Origin of the sequence: Aggregatibacter sp. HMT-949 (assembly GCF_041734645.1) — a bacterium.
Taxonomy (GTDB): Bacteria; Pseudomonadota; Gammaproteobacteria; order Enterobacterales; family Pasteurellaceae; genus Rodentibacter.
This window is the reverse complement of the sequence record NZ_CP162010.1, coordinates 86,279-108,772: the sequence shown is the minus strand read 5'-3', so window position 1 is coordinate 108,772 and position 22,494 is coordinate 86,279. Positions and strand designations below refer to the sequence as shown.

The following is a 22,494-nucleotide window of genomic DNA, read 5'->3' as shown; positions in this document are numbered from 1 at the left end:
TACTATAACTAGGCTGCCATTTTTAAAACGACAACACCACTAACAATTAATAATGCACCAATGATCCGCCAAAAGGTGAGCGGATCTTGATAGAACAGCACGCCAACAATAAAGGCTCCCGCCGCACCAATGCCTGTCCATACACCATAAGCGGTTCCTATCGGGATAGTACGTTGCGCTAACCACAATAATACCCCGCTACCAAACATAAATATTACGGCAATCACAATACCGGAAATTCGCGTCTCCGGATTATCTGCCATTTTCAACCCAATCGGCCAACCAATTTCCAGCAAACCGGCAAAAATCAAGCAAAGCCAAGCCATTAAGGTAATTCCTCAATAGTGAAATTAGTGTTGGTGAATACGCAAATCTCACCGGCGATTTTCAACGATTTCTCCACAATTTCACGCGCCGATAAATCAGTATTTTCCACCAAAGCACGGGCGGCAGATAACGCGTAGTTGCCGCCGGAACCAATGGCAAGAATCTGATCTTCCTCCGGTTGTACTACATCGCCGATACCGGTGATAATCAAACTTTCTTTCTCGTCCGCCACGATTAGCATCGCTTCCAATTTACGCAACGCGCGGTCGGTGCGCCAATCTTTCGCCAATTCCACCGCACTTTTCAGCAAATGCCCTTGGTGCATTTCTAATTTACGTTCAAACAATTCAAATAAGGTAAAAGCATCTGCCGTACCACCGGCAAATCCCGCCAACACTTTGCCGTTATACAAACGACGTACTTTGCGTGCGTTACCTTTCATCACCGTATTGCCTAAAGAAACCTGTCCATCGCCGCCAACGACGACTTGTCCGTTGCGACGGACACTTACGATTGTTGTCATTTTTTATCCTTTTATTTAAGAAAATTTTCCGCTATATGGCGATGAATTAAAAAAATTCAAGCTATTTGGGCAATTAAAAAATCTCCCAATATGCCCTGTTACGCGAAATCAAAATTACACTCATTGAGCGCCTCGAAACCTTTTCAAAGCGTAAGTCATTGCAACATTATTGCCGAACTATTGAAATAGCACCGCATTGAGAACGGCTTCAATGCGGTGCTGTTTGGGGCACTCGATTAATGACTCGGCAAGTTTTTTTACCAAGCTCGAACATCTTGCTCGTTTTTTTAAATTTATAACTAATGCCGTAATAACGACTCCAATTGCCGAATATTAATTATCAGACAAAAAAACACCGCACTTTGATTTACCAAAGTGCGGCGGATTTTTAACAAATTTTTATAACTACGCTTTAGGACCGGCAGAAATCAATGCTTTGCCTTCTGCATTAGTCGCGTATTTTTCGAAGTTCTTCACGAAACGACCGGCAAGATCTTTCGCTTTTGCCTCCCATTGCGCTTTGTCAGCGTAAGTATCGCGCGGATCTAAGATAGCAGAATCAACGCCCGGTAAGGCTTTAGGAATTGCTAAATTGAAGATCGGTAATTCGCTCATTTGGGCTTTTTCGATTGAACCATCTAAGATGGCGTCGATGATACCGCGCGTATCTTTAATGGAGATACGTTTACCCGTGCCGTTCCAACCGGTATTCACCAAGTAAGCTTCTGCCCCTGCCGCTTGCATGCGTTTTACTAACACTTCCGCATATTGGGTAGGGTGAAGCGTTAAGAATGCCGCACCGAAACAGGCAGAAAAAGTCGGTGTTGGTTCGGTGATACCGCGTTCTGTACCCGCTAATTTCGCCGTAAAGCCGGATAAGAAATAGTATTTGGTTTGTTCCGGTGTCAACTTAGAAACCGGTGGCAACACACCGAACGCGTCTGCCGTTAAGAAAATTACCTTAGTGGCATGACCGGCGCGGGAAACCGGTTTAACAATGTTATCGATGTGATAAATCGGATAGGACACGCGGGTGTTTTCTGTTTTAGAACCGTCATCGAAATCTACGGAACCGTCTGCACGCACAACCACGTTTTCTAATAACGCATCACGACGGATTGCGCGATAAATATCCGGTTCGTTTTCTTCGGAAAGGTGGATAGTTTTTGCGTAGCAACCGCCCTCAAAGTTAAAGATACCCACATCGTCCCAACCGTGTTCGTCGTCACCGATTAATTGACGTTTCGGATCAGTGGAAAGCGTGGTTTTACCGGTACCGGACAAGCCGAAGAATACCGCCACATCACCGTCTTTACCTACGTTAGCAGAACAGTGCATTGCACCCACGCCTTTCAACGGTAAGAAGTAGTTCATCATGGAGAACATCCCTTTCTTCATTTCACCACCGTACCAAGTACCGCCGATTAATTGAATGCGTTCAGTTAAGTTAAAGGCCACGAAGTTTTCGGAATTTAAGCCTTGTTCTTTCCAATTCCGATTGGTCACTTTAGAACCATTCATTACTACAAAATCCGGCTCAAAGTTTTTAAGTTGTTCTTCCGTCGGGCGAATAAACATGTTTTTCACAAAGTGCGCTTGCCACGCCACTTCGGTCACAATGCGCACCGCAATGCGGTCCTTTTCGCTGGCGCCGCAAAAACCATCAATGACAAACAAACGTTTACGAGAAAGTTGATTGGTGACCAAATCTTTCAAGTGTTGCCATGTGGATTGATTCATCGGTTTATTGTCGTTTTTCGCTGCATCGGAAGTCCACCAAACGATATCTTTGGTTTTTTCGTCTAATACAATGTATTTATCTTTTGGCGAACGACCGGTAAAAATACCGGTATCCACGGCCACCGCACCGGTGGTGGTTAATGTGCCTTTCTCAAAGCCTTCCAAACCCGGTTTAGTTTCTTCTTCAAATAATTGTTCATAGCTCGGATTGTAGACAACTTCTTTTACGTCATAAATGCCAAGGGCTTCGAGTTCTTTAACTACTTTTTTCACGTCTGTCATAAGTCACCTCTATAGATCAAAGTTTAAAATTTAGTTAGGTTTATTCTAAAGAAAGACCATTAAAAAAAATGTTAACTAGATCTCATTTTGGGAAATCAACTCCATTTCATGCTTTTTTTAGTTGAAATCTGTGATGAAAGTCAAAAATAATCAAAGCAAAAAATAATGAAAGATAGCGGAGGATATTTTGAGTGAAACGATCGAAATTTAACATTAACTGAATTGCTTCTTTGAGATTTTAACAAGTTTCTGTATGATAAATAGGAATAATTCTTAATAACCAAAGGAACCTTTATGAAACTAATGAAACTTACCTCAATCAGCTTAGCCTTAAGTGGCATTTTTGCCGCAAACGCGACGGCAAATGAGCAAAAAACGGAAAAACTTGATGAAATCGTGGTAACTGCCGCAGGCACTTCGCAAGCTCTTAAAGATGCGCCGGCAAGTATTAGCGTCATAAATCGGCAACAGCTAAAACAACATCCGGTCAATAATCTGGAAAATGCATTACAAGACGTACCTGGTGTAAATGTCAGCGGCAGTAATGCCAATCGCACAGATATTTCCTTACGCGGTTTACCGCCTGACTACACGTTAATTATGGTGGACGGTCGTCGTCAGAATACGCGCGAATCCCGTCCGAACGGTAACGGTGGTTTTGAAGGCGGGTTTATGCCGCCATTGAATGCAATTGAACGCATTGAAGTGGTTCGTGGCCCAATGTCTTCCCTGTATGGTTCCGACGCTATGGGTGGCGTAGTGAACATTATTACGAAAGACGCCACGGAAGAATGGACCGGCTCACTTTCAAGCGGTTTTACCGTGCACGATAAAACCGCATTCGGTGACGGTTATCACGGTAACTTTTTTGTTTCCGGCCCGCTAATTAAAAATTTACTCGGTTGGCAAATTTATGGCGGCGGTAATTATCGCCAAGAAGACGAAATCGTCGGTGCATCTAATAAAAATAAAAACCGCAATCTCAATACGAAATTGACTTTCACACCGACCGATAAACAAACCTTTATTTTAGAAGGCGGTCGCCACTTCCTCGAAAAAGATGAAACACCGGGAAAATCTATCGCACTTTTCACAACGCGCGGCGGCAGTACAACGCCTAATAACCCAAGCAACACACGAGCAATTCGTAATCATTGGTCACTAACCCACCGAGCGGATTGGAATTTTATGGCCTCAGAATTGAGTTTTTATCAAGAAAAGGCAAAACGCGAAGTCAGCACAAACGGCGTAACAGATTCCCGCAAACCGGAAATTACCAACAATGTTTTTGATGGGAAATTAATGTTACCGGCTGCAAATCATTTCTTTGTCTTCGGCGGACAATATCAACAGGCCAAACTGCGAGATGATTCGGTATTAAGCGTTAACCGCAGAGTACGCCCGATTAGAGTGAATTATGAAAACACTACAAATAAAATTAAACAATATGCGTTCTTTGCTGAAGACGAAATCAATTTTGCCGATAAATTCTTACTGACTCTCGGTAGCCGTTTCGATCACCATGAAAAATTCGGTACCCACTGGAACCCTCGTATCTACGGCGTATACCATATTAACGATCAATTCAGCTTAAAAGGTGGCGTGGCGAAAGCTTTCCGCGCACCAAGTATTCGTGAATTAAGCGAAAGCTACATTACTTCGACCGAACGCGGTGCCGGCGTGATTTACGGTAACCCGAATTTAAAACCGGAAACCAGCATAAATGAAGAATTGAGTTTAATATACAACCGTGATGACTTGAACGTCGGTCTGACCGTCTTTAACACGGATTTTAAAAACAAACTTACCAGTCACGACACCGGCCGAACAGATCCGGCGACACGCGCCCGTTTATACGAATATAGCAACGTCGGCAAAGCCAATATTAAAGGACTGGAAATGAGCGCACATATTCCGTTCAACCCACGTTGGAATATGGATCTTTCCTATACTTATCAACATTCCAAACGCAAATCCGATGAAGATTTATCGGCTTCTCGCGCCAGCTTGCGCGGTTTACCGTTAGATAACACGCCGAAACATAGCGCCAGCGCTAAACTGAATTGGATGGCCAACGACAACTTCAGCGCTTATACCCGCTTAGCTTATAAAGGCAAACAAATTTGGGCGAATCCGCGTAATGGTGACAACCGTAATCGCTACCGCACTCGCGCCGGTTACGTCACACTGGATGTCGGTGGTACTTACCAATTCAGTCCGAACGTCTCCTTAAACGTTGCGCTGTTAAATCTCACCAATCAAATCGGCGAACGCGTGAACACCAACGGCGGCAGCTGGACCGTGGAAGACGGTCGTCGTCTCTGGACGAATTTAAATATCACATTCTAACGACGTATCGCGGCATTTTACCGAATGCCGCCGTTCTATTATGCTGAGACTATTTTTTCTAGTTTTCATCGGGTTCAGCGCTACACGCATCGTGCAAGCCGAACCCGATTTTCAAATTCCGCAAATTCAACCGAGCATGCAACAACATTATTTTTTTCATCAGCAAGATATGCCTTTTGAAAATAAAATCTATCGGCTGTTTATTGCCGAAGCGAAAACCAAAACCGCGCAAAAACCAAGCGTGCTTTACCTGCTGGACGGCAACGCACAGTTTCCTTTAGCAGTAAATGCGGTGGATCCGAACAAGCCGTTGCCGTTAATTATCGGTATCGGTTACGTTTCAGATAAAGCTTACGTCTTGGAGGAACGCACGCGTGATTACACCTTCCCGGCACAAGGCGAAGCGTTCCGTCAAGGCGGACAGGCAGCAGGTTTTTTACGCTTTTTGCAAACCAAACTCAAACCTGATATTGCCCGACATTACGCACCAAATGAAGCGCGCCAATTTTTCTTCGGCCATTCTTTCGGCGGCCTATTCGGCATTTACGTGTTGTTTCATCAACCGGATTTATTTCAAGATTACACCCTCGCCAGCCCTTCATTATGGTGGGGAAACGGTGAATTTTTGGCGCGCGAAAAACCTTGGCTTGCCGCGAAGCCGGACTTCGTTTCAGTTACGTTGGGGGAATTTGAATTATATCCACAACGCGACCCCGACATTCGCCCCGAACAACAGGATAAAATTCGTCAGCGACAAAAAATGGCGCCAATGAACGCGCAAGATTTTGCCAACGCTCTTGCAGAACAAGGTGTGAAGACGCAATTTAAATTAATCGAAGGAAAAAATCACGGCACTTCAATTAAAGACGCGATTCGACTTACGCTGGAACGGATTCAAAATCGGTAAAAACAAGGCGATATTTTATCGCCTTTTCTTTCGCATTTATTTCGGACGTCGCCGCCCTAAAACGCGACCGGATTTGTTGAACCGCTTATCAAACAAGCAAATAGCACCGCATTGAAGCGACTTCCAATGCGGTGCTATTTTGATAACACGTGGCGAAAGCGAAACGGCAAATGTCAGCGTTGTGTAACAACGGAGTCAATGCACCGTTATTTCTTCCAATTTTTTAACGCATCGGCAAAGGCATTGCCCATAGCGCCGTTGCCGTACACATTGCCGCGCACATTGCGCGCTTGGCGAGGCACATTGCTACGAGGTTTGGCGGATGAAGTGCGGTCGGCTTTATCGCTATTTTTCGCCGTATTTTCATCCAATCGCATCGTCAGTGCGATGCGTTTGCGCGGCACATCCACGTCCAATACTTTCACTTTCACAATATCGCCGGTTTTTACCACTTGATGCGGATCTTCGATGAATTTGTCACTAAGTGACGAGATATGCACTAATCCGTCTTGATGTACGCCGATATCGACGAACGCGCCAAAATTGGTCACATTCGTAATGGTGCCTTCCAGAATCATACCGGCTTTCAAATCCGTGATGTCTTCCACGCCATCGGCAAATGTGGCGGTTTTAAATTCGCCGCGCGGGTCGCGTCCCGGTTTTTCCAATTCCTTGAAAATGTCTTGCACCGTCGGCAAACCGAAACGTTCGTCGGTAAATTGGTTCGCATCCAGTTTAAGCACCGCATTGGAGCCCATCAATTCGTGAACGGATTGTTGTGTGGCGTGCAGAATTTTTTCCACCAAAGCATAAGCTTCCGGGTGAACGCCGGAAGCATCGAGCGGATTTTTACCGTCGGCGATGCGCATAAAACCGGCGCATTGCTCAAAGGCTTTCGGCCCTAAGCGAGGCACTTTTTTCAGTTGTTCGCGGCTGTCGAAGCGGCCGTTTTCGTCACGATAAGCCACAATATTTTGCGCCAACGTCTTTGTCATTCCCGCCACGCGCGCCAATAACGGCGCCGATGCGGTGTTCAAATCGACGCCCACGGCATTTACGCAGTCTTCCACCACCGCATCGAGTTTACGCGCAAGTTGGCTTTGATTTACGTCGTGCTGATATTGCCCTACGCCAATGGCTTTCGGTTCGATTTTCACCAGTTCGGCAAGCGGATCTTGCAAACGACGTGCAATGGACACCGCACCGCGCAACGAGACATCTAAATTCGGGAATTCGTTTGCCGCAAATTCTGAAGCCGAATAAACGGATGCGCCGGCTTCGGAAACCACCACGGTTTGCGGTTTATTCTCTTTGATTTCTTTAATCACTTCTTTGGCAAAGCGTTCGGTTTCGCGCGATGCGGTGCCGTTACCGATGGCGATGAGTTCCACTTTATGCTTGCGAATTAAGCCGAACAGCGTCATCTGGGCCTCGGTTTCACGGCCGGTGTGCGGGTAAACGGTAGCGGTATCCAATAATTTCCCGGTGTTATCCACCACGGCGACTTTCACGCCGGTACGTAAACCCGGGTCAAGCCCCATGGTATTTTTAGAACCGGCGGGGGCGGCCATTAAAAGTGCGGTGAGATTAAGGGCAAAAACGTCAATGGCTTCTTCTTCCGCTTTCTCGCGCAATGCGCCCATTAATTCGGTTTCTAAGTGCAGGGAAAGTTTGATTTTCCACGTCCAAGCAATCACTTGTTCGCGCCATTTATCGGCCGGCTGTCCGTTCAAATGCACCCCCAAATGGTCGCGAATAATCTCTTCGCAATAACTGTGGCGCGCGCCCTCTTCTGCATCGGGATCGGCATTTAAGCCGAGTTGCAAAATGCCTTCGTTACGTCCGCGCAACATCGCCAATGCGCGGTGCGAAGGCACATTTTTAAGTAATTCCGTATGCTCAAAATAATCTTGGAATTTCGCCCCTTCGGCTTCTTTGCCTTCAATTACTTTCGCTTCAATTTGCGCATTTTGCTGTAAATATTGGCGCACTTTTGCCAATAATTGAGCATCTTCGGCAAAACGTTCCATCAAAATATAACGCGCGCCGTCCAATGCGGTCTTCGCATCCGGCACGCCTTTTTCCGCATCGATAAAAGAAATTGCGGCAGATTCCGGCTCGTTTTCCGGCGCGTTCCACAATAAATCGGCAAGCGGTTCCAATCCCGCTTCAATGGCGATTTGTCCCTTAGTGCGGCGTTTCGGTTTAAAAGGCAAATAGAGATCTTCCAACTCGGTTTTGCTTTGTGTCGCTTCGATTTGCGCACGCAATTCGTCGGTGAGTTTGCCTTGCTCATCAATGGATTTCAAAATGCTTTGACGACGCTCTTCCAACTCGCGCAAATAGCCCAAGCGGGTTTCAAAATGACGCAATTGCGTATCGTCCAAACCGCCGGTCGCCTCTTTACGATAACGGGCGATAAAAGGAATGGTGTTGCCATCATCCAACAGTTGAATGGCGGCGAGTATTTGCTGTGGCGCTACGTTGAGTTCTGCTGCAATAATTTGGCTAATTTGTTGATTTAACATATCAATACGTCCGGTTAATGAAAATGGGACATAGCATACTGGTTTTGGTAAGATGGCTCAAATATAATTCGATCGTTTTTAGTAAGGAGGATTTATGACGACTATTACCAAATTGTCCCAGCTAGATTTAAATAAATCCTACACCTATGCCGATTATTTAATGTGGCAGTTGAAAGAACGGGTGGAATTAATTAAAGGCAAAATTATGCCGATGTCGCCAGCTCCGGCCCGGATGCATCAAAAAATCTTGCGTAAAATTAATCGCGCCTTTGATTCTCATTTTGCGGAACATCTTTGCGAAGTATATTTTGCCCCTTTTGATGTCCGTTTCCCCGATGAAAAAGGCAATATCAAAACCGTCGTACAACCGGATTTGTGCGTCATTTGCGATCCTTCAAAACTTGATGATCGCGGTTGTTTGGGCGCACCTGATTTAGTGGTGGAAATTCTTTCGCCGGGCAATTCCAAGCGTGAAATGAAAGACAAATTCGAGCTTTATCAAGAAAACGGCGTGGCGGAATATTGGGTAGTGCGTCCAGAAGAAAAAAACATTCAAATTTTTCTGTTGGAAAAGGGCAAATATATCGGTCTTGCGCCGATTACCGAAGGCGATATGGCGGCATCGACGCGCTTCCCCGAGTTACGCTTTTCCACCGAAACCTTATTCGATTAATTATGGCAAAATCAAATTACATCACACGCCAAGGTTGGAACGCCTTGGATCAAGAACTCAAATTTTTGTGGAAAGAAGAACGCCCGAGAGTCACGCAAGCGGTGTCTGATGCGGCAGCATTGGGCGATCGCAGCGAAAATGCCGAATATATTTACGGCAAACGTCGGCTACGCGAAATCGATCGCCGCGTACGTTTTTTAACCAAACGTTTGGAAGTGCTGCAAATCGTCGATTACCACCCGAAACAAGAACAAAAAGTCTTCTTTGGCGCTTGGGTAGAACTGGAAGAGGAAAACGGCGAGATAAAACAATATCGTCTGGTTGGCAGCGACGAATTTGATCCCGTCAAAAACTGGATTTCTATCGATTCGCCGGTAGCGCGCGCCTTAATCGGCAAAGAAGTCGACGACGAAGTCAAGGTCGAAACTCCGTCCGGACGCGTAACGCTGTATATAAATCAAATTTGGTATGAAAAAGTGTAAGTTAAAGTTTAGACCGCGCGATAGTACACAAGGCGCGTAATTTTCTTACCAACGACAGTCCGATTGCCACGACAGCCAATTAGCACCGCATTGCCCCCCCGTACGGCAAGGGTTCAATGCGGTGCTAAATTTGAATGACAACTTCAGCAAACCGATTTGGCATCGTGGCAACCCTTTAAAGCAATGTAACAAGTACATCATGAAATCAATAAAGGCGCGCAATCGATAAGATCATGCTACCTTTTGAACTTTTGAATCAGCACCGCATTGAACGCGCGTCAAAACAAAAAAGGCAACCTTAGGTTGCCTTTTTTATTATGCAGAATGCTGTGATTAATGTCCGCCGCATCCACAGCCGCCATGACCATGATCGTGGCCATGTTCGTGTTTGTGAGCGCCGCCACAACAACCGCCATGTTCGTGTTCGTGCTCATGTTCGTGAGCATGGTGATGGCCGTGCCCGCCACAACCGCAACCGTGGCCATCTTCATCATCATGATGATGGTGATCGTGCGCGCCATGCACGTGGCCGTGAGCGATTTCCTCTAAAGTCGCTTCGCGGGTAGCGACCACTTCTACGGTAAAGTGTAATTCTTGACCGGCTAACATATGGTTACCGTCCACGACGACTTCGTCACCGTCCACTTCGGTAATCACCACCGGAACCGGGCCGATGTCGGTGTCTGCCAAGAAACGCATTCCCACTTGCAATTCATCTACGCCTTGGAACACCTCTTTTGGCACGCGTTGCACCATGCTTTCGTTGTATTCGCCGTAACCTTCCTCCGGTTGCACACGCACTTCGAATTTATCGCCCACCGCTTTGCCTTCAAGGGCTTTTTCAAGACCGATGACTAAATTATTGTGGCCTTGTAAATATTCCAACGGTTGATTCGCCGGCGCCTCGTCCACTAACACGCCGTCTTGCGTGCGCACTTGGTAAGCAATGCTCACCACCACGTTTTTTGCTACGTTCATTGCAGTTTCCTTATTTGTATAAAAAGTGTCGCCATTGTATAGAAGAAAAAAGAATTGTATAGCAAATTAATCGCTAAACAACTCGATTCGTCCCTTAACACGCATACGCACGGTTTCTTTGCCATTCTCCAACGGCACCGCATTGGAGGCAGATTCCGAAAGCGTAAGCGCAGATTTCGCCGTCGGCTCATAATAGACGGGCGCATAATTGTGTTCATTGGCTGCAGAGATATTCAAATCCATCACGCGATAATTTTTCATCTGCAGAGTATTTTGAATTAACAAAGCTTTATTTTTGAATTTTTCCAGAACGGCTTGAGTGAGTTCGTTTTCTACATGCGTTAATTTCTCGTCGGACACCGATGCTGAAATATTTTCGATTGCGAGCGTATCGTTTAAGGCGTTAATTACGTCGGACAGCGCTTGCGAATCTTTGCTTTCCAACATAAGTTCAACGCGCGCCAGCCAGCCGCTTTGTTTGCCTTTGCCATCATATTGTACCATGGTATTACGCGTGTTGCCTTGAATTGCCACTGCAGGATATTGTTTGGCGATGCCGATTGCTTTATTTAAACGCGTATTAACGGTTTTATTGAGCGCCGACAAATTTTTGCCTTCGCTTTGATAGAATAAATTCACTTGCATTAAATCGCGTTCGATTTGGCGTTCCGCCTCGACATTGAAGGCGATGACATTGAAGGCGATGACATTGTTCGGTTGTGCGGCGTTGGCGTCAGCGCGCGCCGATAAAACAAAAGAAAAGGCCAATAAAGTGAGACTTAAGGTTTTTAATTTCATCATTTCTCCGTAAAAAAAGACCGCACGATTTCGATGCGGTTTGAAGTTAATTAATGTAAACGCTTGCCTTCGGCTTCCTCTTCGACTTCTTCCTCCTCCTCTTCGTCCTCTTCGTCGAAAAATTCGCCGTCATTACCATATTCGTCTTCGTCGGCGTTCGGATCCTCAAAATAGGTGCCCCAACCGTCGTAAACGCCTTGATGCCGTTCGATTAACGGCAAAATTTCTTTTTGTTGCGCATCGATAATTTCTGCCTTTAATTCCACTTCGCTAATAATGTCGAAACAAAAAAGCGGCTTGCCGTCATCATCCTCAAACTCTTCCGCTTCGGACACTTCATAGCCCATTTTGAACGCATCCAGCGCGATTTTTTCTAATAAATCGAAATTATCATGCGCCACGTGATGTTCAATAATATAAAGTGCAGTAGGATCGCTGCCGTCGTTTAATAAATCGGCGATAATTTCGCGAGTTTCACTTTGAAGCTCGGTAAAGTCAGTCATAATCGGTTCCTTATTGGGGGTAAAAAGTGCGCTTATTTTAGTGGATAAATAGGCGAAAGTCGCATAAAATTTCGCTCCGTTATTTTCCGATAAAACCCCGAAATCATGCTCGAACAATTGCCTTATCTCACCTTAAGCGCGCCACCCCAATCCACCGCGTTGCTAAAACAACAATGTGCCGATTTTATTGTAAAAGAAGATCTCGGCTACGACATGTCGGGCGAAGGCGAATTCGTGGCATTGAAAGTGCGCAAAACCGGCGCAACCACTTTATTTGTCGGTGAAAAATTGGCGAAATTTGCGGGCGTATCGGAACGCAATATGGGTTATGCCGGCTTAAAAGATCGTCAAGCCGTTACCGAACAATGGTTTTGCCTACAAATGCCGGGACGAGAAACACCGGATTTCAGCCGCTTTGAATTGGAGGGCGTGGAAATTTTAGCCGTGACCCGACATAACCGTAAAATCCGTACCGGCAGCTTACGGGGCAATTATTTCGAAATTTTATTACGCGGCGCGCAACCGACCGATGAACTGAAAACGCGCTTGGATTTGGTGCAAAATGTCGGTTTTCCGAATTATTTTACGGAACAACGTTTCGGTCGCGACGGTTATAATCTGACGCAGGCATTGCGTTGGGCGCAAGGTGAAATTAAGGTAAAAGAGCGTAAAAAACGCAGTTTTTACCTGTCCGCTGCGCGTAGCGAAATTTTTAATTTAGTGGTGGCGGCGCGCATTGAGCAAGACGTGGCGAATCGAATTTTGCCGAACGATATCCTGCAATTAAACGGCTCACACAGTTGGTTTCGGGTTGCGGAAGGTGAAAATAGCACCGCATTGGAGGCCCGTCTGGCGCACAATGATATCTTACTCACCGGGCCGTTAATCGGCGAACCGAACCTCGCCGCCGCAGACATCGAAAATACCATTGTGGCGCAACACGATGCGTTTGCACCGTTGATGAAACAGGAAAAAATGAAAGCCGCGCGCCGTCCGTTATTAATGCGCGCGCAGGATTTTCATTGGCAATTTATCGAAGACGGGCTGAAATTAAATTTTTACCTACCGGCAGGCAGTTATGCCACCGCATTGGTTCGAGAATTAGTTAAGCTTTGTTGAGCTCACAAATATGACATCTGCGATCTATAGCCCCCAATCATAAGGAAGTACAATGCGAATTTTATTAAGTAATGACGACGGCTTTCACGCCGAAGGCATTCGGGTTTTAGCGGCGGAATTGCGCAAATTTGCCGATGTAGTGATTGTCGCACCGGATCGCAACCGCAGTGCGGCTTCCGGTTCGCTGACCTTAGTGGAACCGTTACGTCCGCGCCATTTGGATAACGGTGATTATTGCATTAACGGTACGCCGGCGGATTGCGTACATTTGGCGTTAAATGGCTTTTTGTCCGGCCGAGTGGATTTGGTGGTGTCAGGTATTAACGCCGGTTGCAATATGGGCGACGATACGCTGTATTCCGGCACTGTAGCTGCCGCATTGGAAGGGCGTCACTTGGGCTTACCGGCCATCGCGGTGTCGCTGGACGGCCGTCAGCATTATGAAACGGCAGCGCGTGTGGTGGCGGATTTGATTCCGAAATTGCATAACCAATTATTAAACCCGCGTGAAATTATTAACATTAACGTGCCGGATCTACCTTACGACGAACTCAAAGGTTACCAAGTGTGTCGCTTGGGTTATCGTTCTTCCGCGGCGGAAGTGATTAAACAAAAAGATCCGCGGGATGAAGCCATTTACTGGATCGGTCCTTCAGGCTTGCCGCAAGACGAAAGCGAAGGTACGGATTTTTACGCGGTGAAAAACGGCTATGTTTCCATCACACCGATTCAAGCGGATATGACGGCGCATCACTCATTGCAAGCTTTACAAGGCTGGTTGGAACGTGAATAATGCGTTTTTTTGTCGAATTTAAATGCAAAAGATGAATCGAATAAATATTTTTGGCGCAATGTACGATAAAACCATGGCTTGGTCGAAGCACCGTTTTGCGGCGCTTTGGCTGTCTTTCGTGAGCTTTATCGAAGCGATCTTCTTCCCGATTCCGCCGGATGTGATGTTAATTCCGATGTCCATGGCAAAACCAAAAAGTGCAATCAGATTCGCGCTCTATACAACGATTGCTTCGGTCTTAGGCGGAATGATCGGTTATGCTGTTGGTTATTTCGCCACCGATTGGGTGCAAGGTGTCGTGCAACAATGGGGGTACGGCGCACATTGGGCAAAGGCGGTCGGCTGGTTCGAACAATGGGGCGTGTTGGTAGTGTTTGTTGCCGGCTTCAGCCCGATTCCGTATAAAGTTTTTACGATCTGTGCGGGCGTGATGCAAATGGCATTTTTGCCGTTCGTCCTAACCGCGCTGATTTCTCGCGCAGCGCGTTTCTTGCTCGTAGCGAAATTAGCCGCTTGGGGCGGGGAAAAATTCGCCGCAAAATTACGCCAATCTATCGAAATTATCGGCTGGTCGGTTGTTGTACTTGCCGTAATTGCTTATTTAATTTTGAAATAAAATAGGATAAATAATGAACAAATTATTACTTGCCTTATCTATCGCGTTCGTACTAAGCGCGTGTTCTTCCGAACCACCAAAAGACGCCGAAAGCTTACCGGACGGCATCATGCTGCCGGTGGAGGGGACCGGCGCTATCGCCGGCGGTAGCTTTATGCCGGAAATCGAATATCAAGCTATGCCGAACGGAATGAAATAAGAAGGAAAAATAAATGAACAAATCGTTTTTACTCTTGCCTTTAAGCGTTGCGATTTTGACGGCCTGTTCTTCAAATACGCAAGCACCGATTGAAAATGCCGGCGGCTCTCTTTCTCCGGGAATAATGCAACCGGTTGATAATCGCAATGCCGGCGGTAGTTGGCAACCTGAAATTCAACAAAATTCCATGCCGAACAATATGGGTAACAGCGTGCCCGTCGGCAAACAAGCACCGCAACCAAATTTCCAACCAACTTATCAGCCCGCTGCGCAAACGCAAACACAAACGCAAACTCAAACCGTGAGCAAAACCGTTTCCGATTGTAGTGGAGCGCAGCATGTTAATGTGCCGCGCAACCCAAATACCAATGCGCCGGATTACAGCCAGATCCAAAAAGGTTCTTACAAAGGTGCCACTTATAAAGTGAACAAAGGCGACACCATGTTCCTTATCGCATATCTGGCAGGTATTGACGTAAAAGAGTTAGCGGCCTTGAACAATATGTCCGAACCTTATCATTTAAGTGTAGGGCAAACCTTGAAAATCGGTAATTGTTCAACTAAAACCGTCACCTCGACCGTCGCTGCGAGCACCGCATCGAACGCGATGAACAACACACCGGCAGTCACCTATACGCCGGGCGCAAACGGCACGCAAATTGGTTCTGACGGCAGCATTATCGGCCCGGTTAAATCCGGCGCCGGCGTACCTTCCGTCACACCAACACCGACTTATAACACGTCAAGTAACACACCAAGCGCACCGGTCGCCACGGAAGAAAATACGACGGCAACAAACGCTAATGTTATCGCGCCGATCGCTTCTAATGTTGCTTGGCAATGGCCGGCAACAGGTAACATCATCCAAGGTTTTTCTAATTCCGACGGCGGTAATAAAGGAATCGATATCGCGGGCTCACGTGGTCAAGCGGTTAAAGCGGCAGCCGCGGGGCGCGTGGTCTATGCCGGCAACGCACTACGCGGTTACGGCAATCTAATCATTATTAAACATAACGATGATTTCTTAAGTGCTTACGCACACAACGATAAAATTCTCGTTGCCGACCAACAAGAAATCAAAGCGGGGCAAGAAATCGCCAAAATGGGCAGCTCAGGCACCAATGCGGTAAAACTCCACTTTGAAATTCGCTACAAAGGCAAATCGGTGGATCCGACCCGTTACTTACCGAGACATTAATTCGACTGCCACCCACACAAACGCCGCAATCTCTGTTATTGCGGGTTTCCACTAAAAATAGCACCGCATTGAAGCCTTCAATGCGGTGCTATTTTTAACTCCGACAAATCCCCGCTGACGTGCGTCTCCCGACGCGTGCCCAAAATTCAGAACGTAAAAAAGCACGCGTCAGGAGACGCGCGCTATCGTGGGGTAATAATTGTGATATGAACAATTTAAATTACACAATCACATATAGCATTTCCCTACGATGGCGCAAGCATCCACGCTTGTTCCTATAACTAAAATGAAAAAAGCACAAGCATGGACGCTTGTGCTAATCATGGGGCTATCGTGGATTTTTAAGCGCACTTTTTAACTGAGAATATCAATGTCTAAAACAGGATCAACCGCCTGCCAATAGTTTTTCGCACTGCTATATTTCCAATCCTGCGGCTCAGACACAAACCCGCTCACCACCGGATTTTGATGAATGTACTCTAGCTTCTCGTCAAAAAATTTATCGGAATGAATTTCAATGGGTTGGTTATGGTGTTGCCAGAATTGGTAGTGAGTGACATTGGAGCTTTTTTTTCCTGCCCTTTTGAACATCCACAACAACCATTCTTTACGACTTTCTTGTTGATTATCACGAATTAAATTCACCAGATTCGTTGCTGTAAATTTTTTTAAATCCCTTATCAGCTCAGATGGATTCTCTTTTTTAGCTTGAAATAATAAATGAACATGGCTAGGTATTATGCAATATCCATAAATCAGCATTCCACGTTCTTTTCGAAAGAATGATAACGCTTGAATCATCAGTTCAAAATAGGATTCTCGAATAAAAACATCAATCCAATATACGGTTGCAAAACTAACAAAATAGATTCCTTCTTTATTATTAAATTTATATTTTCTGCTCATCACACACCTCAAAATTGGTAAAACATAATTAACAGATAGTAAAAATTCTACAATTGAACTCTCATTTTGGAACTCAGATCACAAAACAAAATTAATTTCTATAAACAAGGATGACACATTCTATACTGCCGGAATAACGCTGGCGCGCGTCTCCTGACGCGTTCCTAAATTCAAAGCATAAAAAAGCACGCGTCAGGAGACGCGCGCTATCATCGCGGGCAGGCTAGCAACAAGCAAGGTTACGTACAGAAAAAGTAGGCGAAAAAACTCAGAAAAAATCGACCGCACTTTTTTGCTGCATCACACCTTAGAATTAGCACAGAATGATATTCAACAATTAAACACTTATCTTGGAACTCAGATCACAAAACAAAATTAATTTCTATAAACAAGGATAACACATTCTATACTGCCGGCATAGCGCTGGCGCGCGTCTCCCGACGCGTGCCTAAATTCAAAGCATAAAAAAGCACGCGTCAGGAGACGCGCGCTATCTTGGGGCTAGCAACAACCAGTCACATATGGAAAAAGTAGGCGAAAAAATTCAGAAAAAATCGACCGCACTTTTTAGCGTAGTGTACCACTACAAATCCATTCTACCCCCAAAAAAAACCATTAACACAACTCCTCCCCTATCAATAACAAAAAAGGCTTGCCATTTATCCCAGCAAGCCTTTTAAACTAATTAAGCAAATTGTTTTTTATTTTCTAAATAGCGTTTCGCACATTCTGCTGCAGCAACTAAGCCGCCTGCCATCATAATAATATCTTTAATCACGAGTCGGCCAGCACCTGAGAGATATGGGAAGCCATAATTAGGTGTTGGGAAGTCCCCGCCTAAATTCGGCACCCAGGTTTCTGGCGTAAATATGAGGAACGACAGCGTGACTATCGACATACCAAAGGTGAGTAAGCCTCCAAATAGTCCAAGTGTTGGAGACCAAATTCCTGCTAATACTAAAATACCAATTGTCACAATGATTGCGCCAATAATATAAGAAGCGGTATAGGTGCCATTGGCTTTATGCCATTCGATATTTTTTGCAACCATTTTGCCTTCAGGGTTTTTATATAAGGTATATTCTTTTACTAAAACACCCTTATCATTTGTCACTTCATTTGCACCGTTTTTGTAAAGGAAGCTTAAGAAAGGACTATTTGACACAAAGTGTGCAATACCATCTGCTTCATATTGGCAAACTTTTAAACCTCCAATCCAAACCATCACAACACAAATCGCAATGCGGATAAAGTTAATAAATTGACGTTGCAATGGCGCAACAATATTAGCTAGCAATGTAACTAATGCACTCATTCAGAACTCCTTATTTAGTTCAATGGATATAACGGACATAATGTCCAAGAATTTTTATATAAAGTATTTATATAAATCATTAACAATATTACTATCTAATATTGTTGGCATTTTTTATTACTAAAATTTATGCAATAAAAAAGAGATAACAATTTCTTAGTATCTCTTATTTTGTATTAATTTACTGTGAGCAAGCTCACATTATTTGAAATTCACTCTCGCATTCCTAAACACCCGCATCCAAGCCCCATCTTCACCCCACTCTTCCGGATGCCATGAGTTGCTCACAGTGCGGAAAACGCGTTCCGGGTGTGGCATCATAATGGCGACGCGGCCGTTGGTATTGGAAAGGGCGGTGATGCCAAGGGCGGAGCCGTTCGGGTTTGCCGGGTACACTTCTGTCGGGTTGAGGTTGTTGTCGATGTATTGCGCCACAATCAAGTTTTGTGCTTGAAGTGCGGTTAAATTTTCAGGCGTTTTGAATTCCACTCTGCCCTCGCCGTGGGAAACGGCAATTGGCATGTGGGAGCCTGCCATGCCTTGGAACCACAGGGAGTTGCTTTCGTTAATGCGAACCAAGGCGGCACGGGCTTCAAAACGTTCGGATTTATTGCGCACGAAACGCGGCCAATTTTCCGTGCCCGGGATGATTTCCGCCAAGGTGGAAAGCATTTGGCAGCCGTTGCAAATGCCAAGTGCGAGCGTGTCTTCACGTTCAAAGAATTGGCTGAATTGATCCCGTAAGTGTGGGTTAAATAAAATGGATTTCGCCCAACCACCTCCGGCGCCAAGCACGTCGCCGTAAGAGAAGCCGCCACACGCTACCAAGGCATTGAAGTGTTGCAAGTCATAACGGCGATTATGCAAGTCGCTCATGTGAACGTCGATAGCTTCAAAGCCGGCGCGGTCAAATGCCGCCGCCATTTCCACATGGCTGTTGACCCCTTGCTCACGCAATACTGCCACTTTTGGACGTTTGCCAGTGGCGATATAAGGCGCTGCTATGTCTTCGCTCGGGTCGTAGGTTAAATGGGCGGAGAAGCCTTTGTCCTGCGGATTTTTCTTCGCCGCAAATTCTTGGTCGGCACATTCAGGGTTGTCGCGTAAACGTTGCATTTGATGGGTCAATTCCGCCCAAATGCCGCGCAATTCGGAGCGTTTTTCATTAAGTAACACTTTGTTGCCGCGAGTGATTTCAATTTCGTCGTCTTCGGTCACGGCGCCCAATTCTTTCACTAAGTGCAACACGTTGTGTTTGGCGAAGACATCGCGCACGAGACTCAAATCGCTGTCGCGCACTTGAATTACCGCCCCCAATTCTTCGTTAAATAACACCGCTAAATCGTTGTCGCCCAAGGCGCTGATATCCACTGCCACGCCGCAATGTCCGGCAAATGCCATTTCCGCCAAGGTGACGATTAACCCGCCATCGGAGCGGTCGTGGTATGCCAATAATTTTTCTTGCGCCACCAATTCCTGCATGGCGTTAAAGAAGTTTTTCAATGCGTCGGCGTTGACCACATCCGCCGGTTTATCGCCAAGTTGCGCATACACCTGCGCTAACGCCGTAGCACCCAAGCGGTTGTTGCCTTCGCCCAAATCCACCAACAACAAGCGTGATTGCCCTTTGTCAGTGCGTAATTGTGGGGTAACGGTTTTGCGCACGTCTTCCACACGGGCAAAGGCGCTGATAATCAACGAAAGCGGTGAAGTCACAGTTTTTTGCTCGCCGTTTTCCTGCCAAGTAGTTTTCATGGACATAGAATCTTTGCCCACTGGAATGGTTAAGCCTAATTGCGGGCAAAGTTCTTCGCCCACGGCTTTCACCGCGGCATATAATCCAGCATCTTCGCCTTTGTGGCCTGCGGCGGACATCCAGTTGGCAGACAATTTAATGCGTTTAATGTCGCCGATATTCGTAGCGGCAATGTTGGTGAGGGATTCTGCCACGGCTAAACGGGCAGAGGCAGCGAAATCGAGTAATGCTACCGGCGTACGTTCGCCCATAGACATGGCTTCGCCGTAGTAGCTGTCTAATGTCGCCGTGGTTACTGCGCAGTCTGCTACCGGCACTTGCCACGGACCGACCATTTGATCTCGCGCCACCATGCCGGTCACCGTACGGTCGCCGATGGTGATTAAGAAGGTTTTTTCCGCTACTGCAGGCAAACGAAGTACGCGATGTAACGCTTCTTTTAATTGAATTTGACTTTGTTCAAGCGGTTCGCCATTAACGCTTGCCGTCTGCACGTCACGGGTCATTTTCGGGGTTTTGCCGAGCAACACGCCCATCGGTAAATCAATCGGATTGTTGTTGAAATGGTCATCGTGTAACGTTAAATGTTCTTCTTCCGTGGCTTCGCCGATCACCGCATAAGGCGCGCGTTCACGGCGGCACAGTTCCTCAAAGTTCGGTAGTTTTTCTGGGTGAACGGCAAGCACATAACGCTCTTGCGATTCGTTACACCAAATTTCCAACGGGCTCATTTCGCGTTCGTCACTTAGGATTTTACGGAGTTCAAATTTACCGCCACGGCCGCCGTCATGCACCAATTCCGGCATGGCGTTGGATAAGCCGCCCGCGCCCACGTCGTGAATAAAGGCAATCGGGTTGTCATCGCCCAGCTGCCAGCAACGGTCGATCACTTCTTGGCAGCGGCGTTCCATTTCCGGGTTATCTCGTTGTACAGAAGCGAAATCTAGGTTTTCTTTGGATTTACCGGATGCCATAGAAGACGCCGCACCACCGCCCAAGCCGATGTTCATGGCAGGCCCGCCAAGCACAACCAGTTTTGCGCCCACCGGAATGTCGCCTTTTTGCACGTGTTCGGCACGAATGTTGCCGATACCGCCTGCCAACATGATCGGTTTGTGGTAGCCACGCACTTCTTCGCCGTTGAAACTGTTGACTTTTTGTTCGTAAGTACGGAAATAGCCGAGCAATGCCGGACGACCAAATTCGTTGTTAAACGCCGCGCCACCTAACGGGCCTTCCAACATAATATCTAAGGCAGAAGCAATACGGTTCGGTTTGGAAAGTGGCGCTTCCCAAGGTTGTTCAAAGTTTGGAATGCATAAGTTGGACACAGAGAAGCCCACCAAACCCGCTTTTGGTTTGGCGCCGCGACCGGTCGCGCCTTCGTCACGGATTTCACCGCCGGAGCCCGTTGCCGCACCCGGGAACGGGGAAATGGCGGTCGGGTGGTTGTGGGTTTCCACTTTCATCAAAATGTGGGTGTCTTCATTGTGATAACGGTAAATGCCGTCTTGATCCGGGAAGAAGCGTCCCGCTTTGGAGCCTTCCATCACCGCGGCGTTGTCTTTATACGCGGAAAGCACGAAATCAGGGGTTTTCTCAAAGGTATTTTTGATCATTTTGAACAGGGATTTATCCTGTTTTTTGCCGTCAATAATCCAGTCGGCGTTAAAAATTTTGTGGCGACAGTGTTCCGAGTTAGCTTGCGCGAACATATACAGTTCGATGTCGTGCGGGTTGCGTCCAAGTGCGGTGAAATTTTCCATTAAATAATCGATTTCATCTTCCGCCAATGCCAAACCCAGCTCCACGTTGGCACTTTCTAAGGCACGGCGTCCGCCGTTTAAAATATCCACGGTTTTGAACGGCTTCGGTTCTTGTTGACGGAACAACACTTCTGCCTCTGCCGCCTTGCGCACCACAGTTTCCATCATGCGGTCATGTAAAAGTGCGGTCAGTTTTTCTGTTGTTTTTTCGTCTAACGGCTGTGTCAATTCAAAGTAATACGCCAAACCACGTTCAATGCGTTCCACTTCGTTCAAACCACAGTTATGGGCGATGTCGGTCGCTTTGGACGACCAAGAAGAAATGGTGCCGATGCGTGGAATCACAATAAAACTTTCCCCTTTGGCTTCATGTTCGGCAAGAGTCGGGCCGTAATGGAGCAATTCTTTGAGCTTAATTTTCTGCTTCTCCGAGAGCACCGCATTGAGTTCTACAAAATGCACGTATTCGGCATATACGGCGTTCACCGGCAGATCATTTTGTCGAAATTTTTGCATTAAGGCGTTGATACGGAATTCGGAAAGGGCAGGCGAGCCACGGAAAATTTGGAACATGAGGATTACCTTTGAGGTTGAATTGAAACAAAAATTGCGGGCTATTATAAAGGAAAATTGAGGGAAACGAAAACGTTTGCGCAACAGTTGACTTGGGTTTGAGGGCTTTTGTCGGTGCGTTTTTTGTGTAATGCGATGCTGAATTAGTAAGCCGTCAATGCGG

General features: G+C 46.4%; 19 protein-coding genes. 9 read left to right on the top strand and 10 right to left on the bottom strand.

All coding sequences use genetic code 11. From position 1 onward, the window contains the following. Window positions 1–8 precede the first annotated feature (8 nt). The 3 genes from AB3F25_RS00525 to pckA all read right to left on the bottom strand — a co-directional run bounded on the left by AB3F25_RS00525 (window position 9) and on the right by pckA (window position 2,872). Window positions 9–326, bottom strand: a complete 318-nt coding sequence (locus AB3F25_RS00525; RefSeq protein ID WP_373603593.1) for a multidrug efflux SMR transporter — start codon at window positions 324–326, stop codon at window positions 9–11. Then, window positions 326–850 (bottom strand): ATP-dependent protease subunit HslV, encoded by a 525-nt coding sequence (gene hslV, locus AB3F25_RS00520; protein ID WP_373603592.1) that lies wholly within the window; start codon window positions 848–850, stop codon window positions 326–328. The genes AB3F25_RS00525 and hslV overlap by 1 nt, the downstream gene beginning before the upstream one ends. A gap of 405 nt (window positions 851–1,255) precedes the next feature. Further along, the gene (gene pckA / locus AB3F25_RS00515; RefSeq protein WP_373603591.1) at window positions 1,256–2,872 is read right to left on the bottom strand and encodes a phosphoenolpyruvate carboxykinase (ATP); all 1,617 of its coding nucleotides are present in this window, start codon (window positions 2,870–2,872) and stop codon (window positions 1,256–1,258) included. Between the two features lie 294 nt (window positions 2,873–3,166). Here pckA and AB3F25_RS00510 point away from each other — a divergent pair, with 294 nt between their 5' ends. Both AB3F25_RS00510 and AB3F25_RS00505 read left to right on the top strand, forming a co-directional pair. Next, window positions 3,167–5,221, top strand: coding sequence for a TonB-dependent receptor domain-containing protein (locus AB3F25_RS00510; protein ID WP_373603590.1), 2,055 nt, complete (start codon window positions 3,167–3,169; stop codon window positions 5,219–5,221). 40 nt (window positions 5,222–5,261) lie between these two features. After that, the gene (locus AB3F25_RS00505; RefSeq protein WP_373603589.1) at window positions 5,262–6,128 is read left to right on the top strand and encodes an alpha/beta hydrolase; all 867 of its coding nucleotides are present in this window, start codon (window positions 5,262–5,264) and stop codon (window positions 6,126–6,128) included. A gap of 206 nt (window positions 6,129–6,334) precedes the next feature. On the opposite strand, the gene AB3F25_RS00500 is transcribed toward AB3F25_RS00505, so the two are convergent. Beyond that, the gene (locus AB3F25_RS00500) at window positions 6,335–8,656 is read right to left on the bottom strand and encodes a Tex family protein (protein ID WP_373603588.1); all 2,322 of its coding nucleotides are present in this window, start codon (window positions 8,654–8,656) and stop codon (window positions 6,335–6,337) included. A gap of 94 nt (window positions 8,657–8,750) precedes the next feature. On the opposite strand from AB3F25_RS00500, the gene AB3F25_RS00495 reads away from it, so the two are divergent. Next, complete coding sequence (locus AB3F25_RS00495) at window positions 8,751–9,329, top strand: Uma2 family endonuclease (RefSeq protein ID WP_373603587.1); 579 nt, start codon at window positions 8,751–8,753, stop codon at window positions 9,327–9,329. Between the two features lie 2 nt (window positions 9,330–9,331). Further along, a complete protein-coding gene (gene greB, locus AB3F25_RS00490; RefSeq protein ID WP_373603586.1) occupies window positions 9,332–9,811 on the top strand; it encodes a transcription elongation factor GreB in 480 nt (159 codons plus the stop codon). Window positions 9,812–10,144: 333 nt separating this feature from the next. Here greB and slyD read toward each other — a convergent pair whose 3' ends face one another. From slyD to rraB, 3 genes are all read right to left on the bottom strand, one after another. Then, window positions 10,145–10,789, bottom strand: a complete 645-nt coding sequence (slyD, locus tag AB3F25_RS00485; RefSeq protein WP_373603585.1) for a peptidylprolyl isomerase — start codon at window positions 10,787–10,789, stop codon at window positions 10,145–10,147. Window positions 10,790–10,855: 66 nt separating this feature from the next. After that, window positions 10,856–11,590 (bottom strand): SIMPL domain-containing protein, encoded by a 735-nt coding sequence (locus tag AB3F25_RS00480; protein WP_373603584.1) that lies wholly within the window; start codon window positions 11,588–11,590, stop codon window positions 10,856–10,858. Between the two features lie 47 nt (window positions 11,591–11,637). Beyond that, window positions 11,638–12,090, bottom strand: a complete 453-nt coding sequence (rraB, locus tag AB3F25_RS00475) for a ribonuclease E inhibitor RraB (protein WP_373603583.1) — start codon at window positions 12,088–12,090, stop codon at window positions 11,638–11,640. Between the two features lie 105 nt (window positions 12,091–12,195). Here rraB and truD point away from each other — a divergent pair, with 105 nt between their 5' ends. The 5 genes from truD to nlpD are packed head-to-tail and all read left to right on the top strand — an operon-like array spanning window position 12,196 to window position 16,015. Then, window positions 12,196–13,209: a tRNA pseudouridine(13) synthase TruD gene (truD, locus tag AB3F25_RS00470; protein WP_373603582.1), complete on the top strand. Its 1,014-nt coding sequence runs from the start codon at window positions 12,196–12,198 to the stop codon at window positions 13,207–13,209. Between the two features lie 52 nt (window positions 13,210–13,261). Next, window positions 13,262–14,002: a 5'/3'-nucleotidase SurE gene (gene surE, locus AB3F25_RS00465; RefSeq protein ID WP_373603581.1), complete on the top strand. Its 741-nt coding sequence runs from the start codon at window positions 13,262–13,264 to the stop codon at window positions 14,000–14,002. A 40-nt stretch (window positions 14,003–14,042) separates the two neighbouring features. Further along, window positions 14,043–14,618, top strand: a complete 576-nt coding sequence (locus tag AB3F25_RS00460) for a YqaA family protein (RefSeq protein WP_373604299.1) — start codon at window positions 14,043–14,045, stop codon at window positions 14,616–14,618. A gap of 13 nt (window positions 14,619–14,631) precedes the next feature. Then, complete coding sequence (locus tag AB3F25_RS00455) at window positions 14,632–14,817, top strand: lipoprotein (protein WP_373603580.1); 186 nt, start codon at window positions 14,632–14,634, stop codon at window positions 14,815–14,817. Between the two features lie 13 nt (window positions 14,818–14,830). After that, the gene (gene nlpD / locus AB3F25_RS00450) at window positions 14,831–16,015 is read left to right on the top strand and encodes a murein hydrolase activator NlpD (protein ID WP_373603579.1); all 1,185 of its coding nucleotides are present in this window, start codon (window positions 14,831–14,833) and stop codon (window positions 16,013–16,015) included. Between the two features lie 354 nt (window positions 16,016–16,369). On the opposite strand, the gene AB3F25_RS00445 is transcribed toward nlpD, so the two are convergent. The 3 genes from AB3F25_RS00445 to purL all read right to left on the bottom strand — a co-directional run bounded on the left by AB3F25_RS00445 (window position 16,370) and on the right by purL (window position 22,331). After that, window positions 16,370–16,921, bottom strand: coding sequence for a transposase (locus tag AB3F25_RS00445; RefSeq protein ID WP_373603578.1), 552 nt, complete (start codon window positions 16,919–16,921; stop codon window positions 16,370–16,372). 685 nt (window positions 16,922–17,606) lie between these two features. Then, window positions 17,607–18,236 carry a YkgB family protein gene (locus AB3F25_RS00440; RefSeq protein ID WP_005697450.1) on the bottom strand — a complete coding sequence of 210 codons (630 nt, stop codon included), beginning with the start codon at window positions 18,234–18,236 and terminating at the stop codon, window positions 17,607–17,609. Between the two features lie 201 nt (window positions 18,237–18,437). Further along, on the bottom strand, window positions 18,438–22,331 hold the full coding sequence (gene purL / locus AB3F25_RS00435) for a phosphoribosylformylglycinamidine synthase (RefSeq protein ID WP_373603577.1): 3,894 nt from the start codon (window positions 22,329–22,331) through the stop codon (window positions 18,438–18,440). Window positions 22,332–22,494 lie beyond the last annotated feature (163 nt).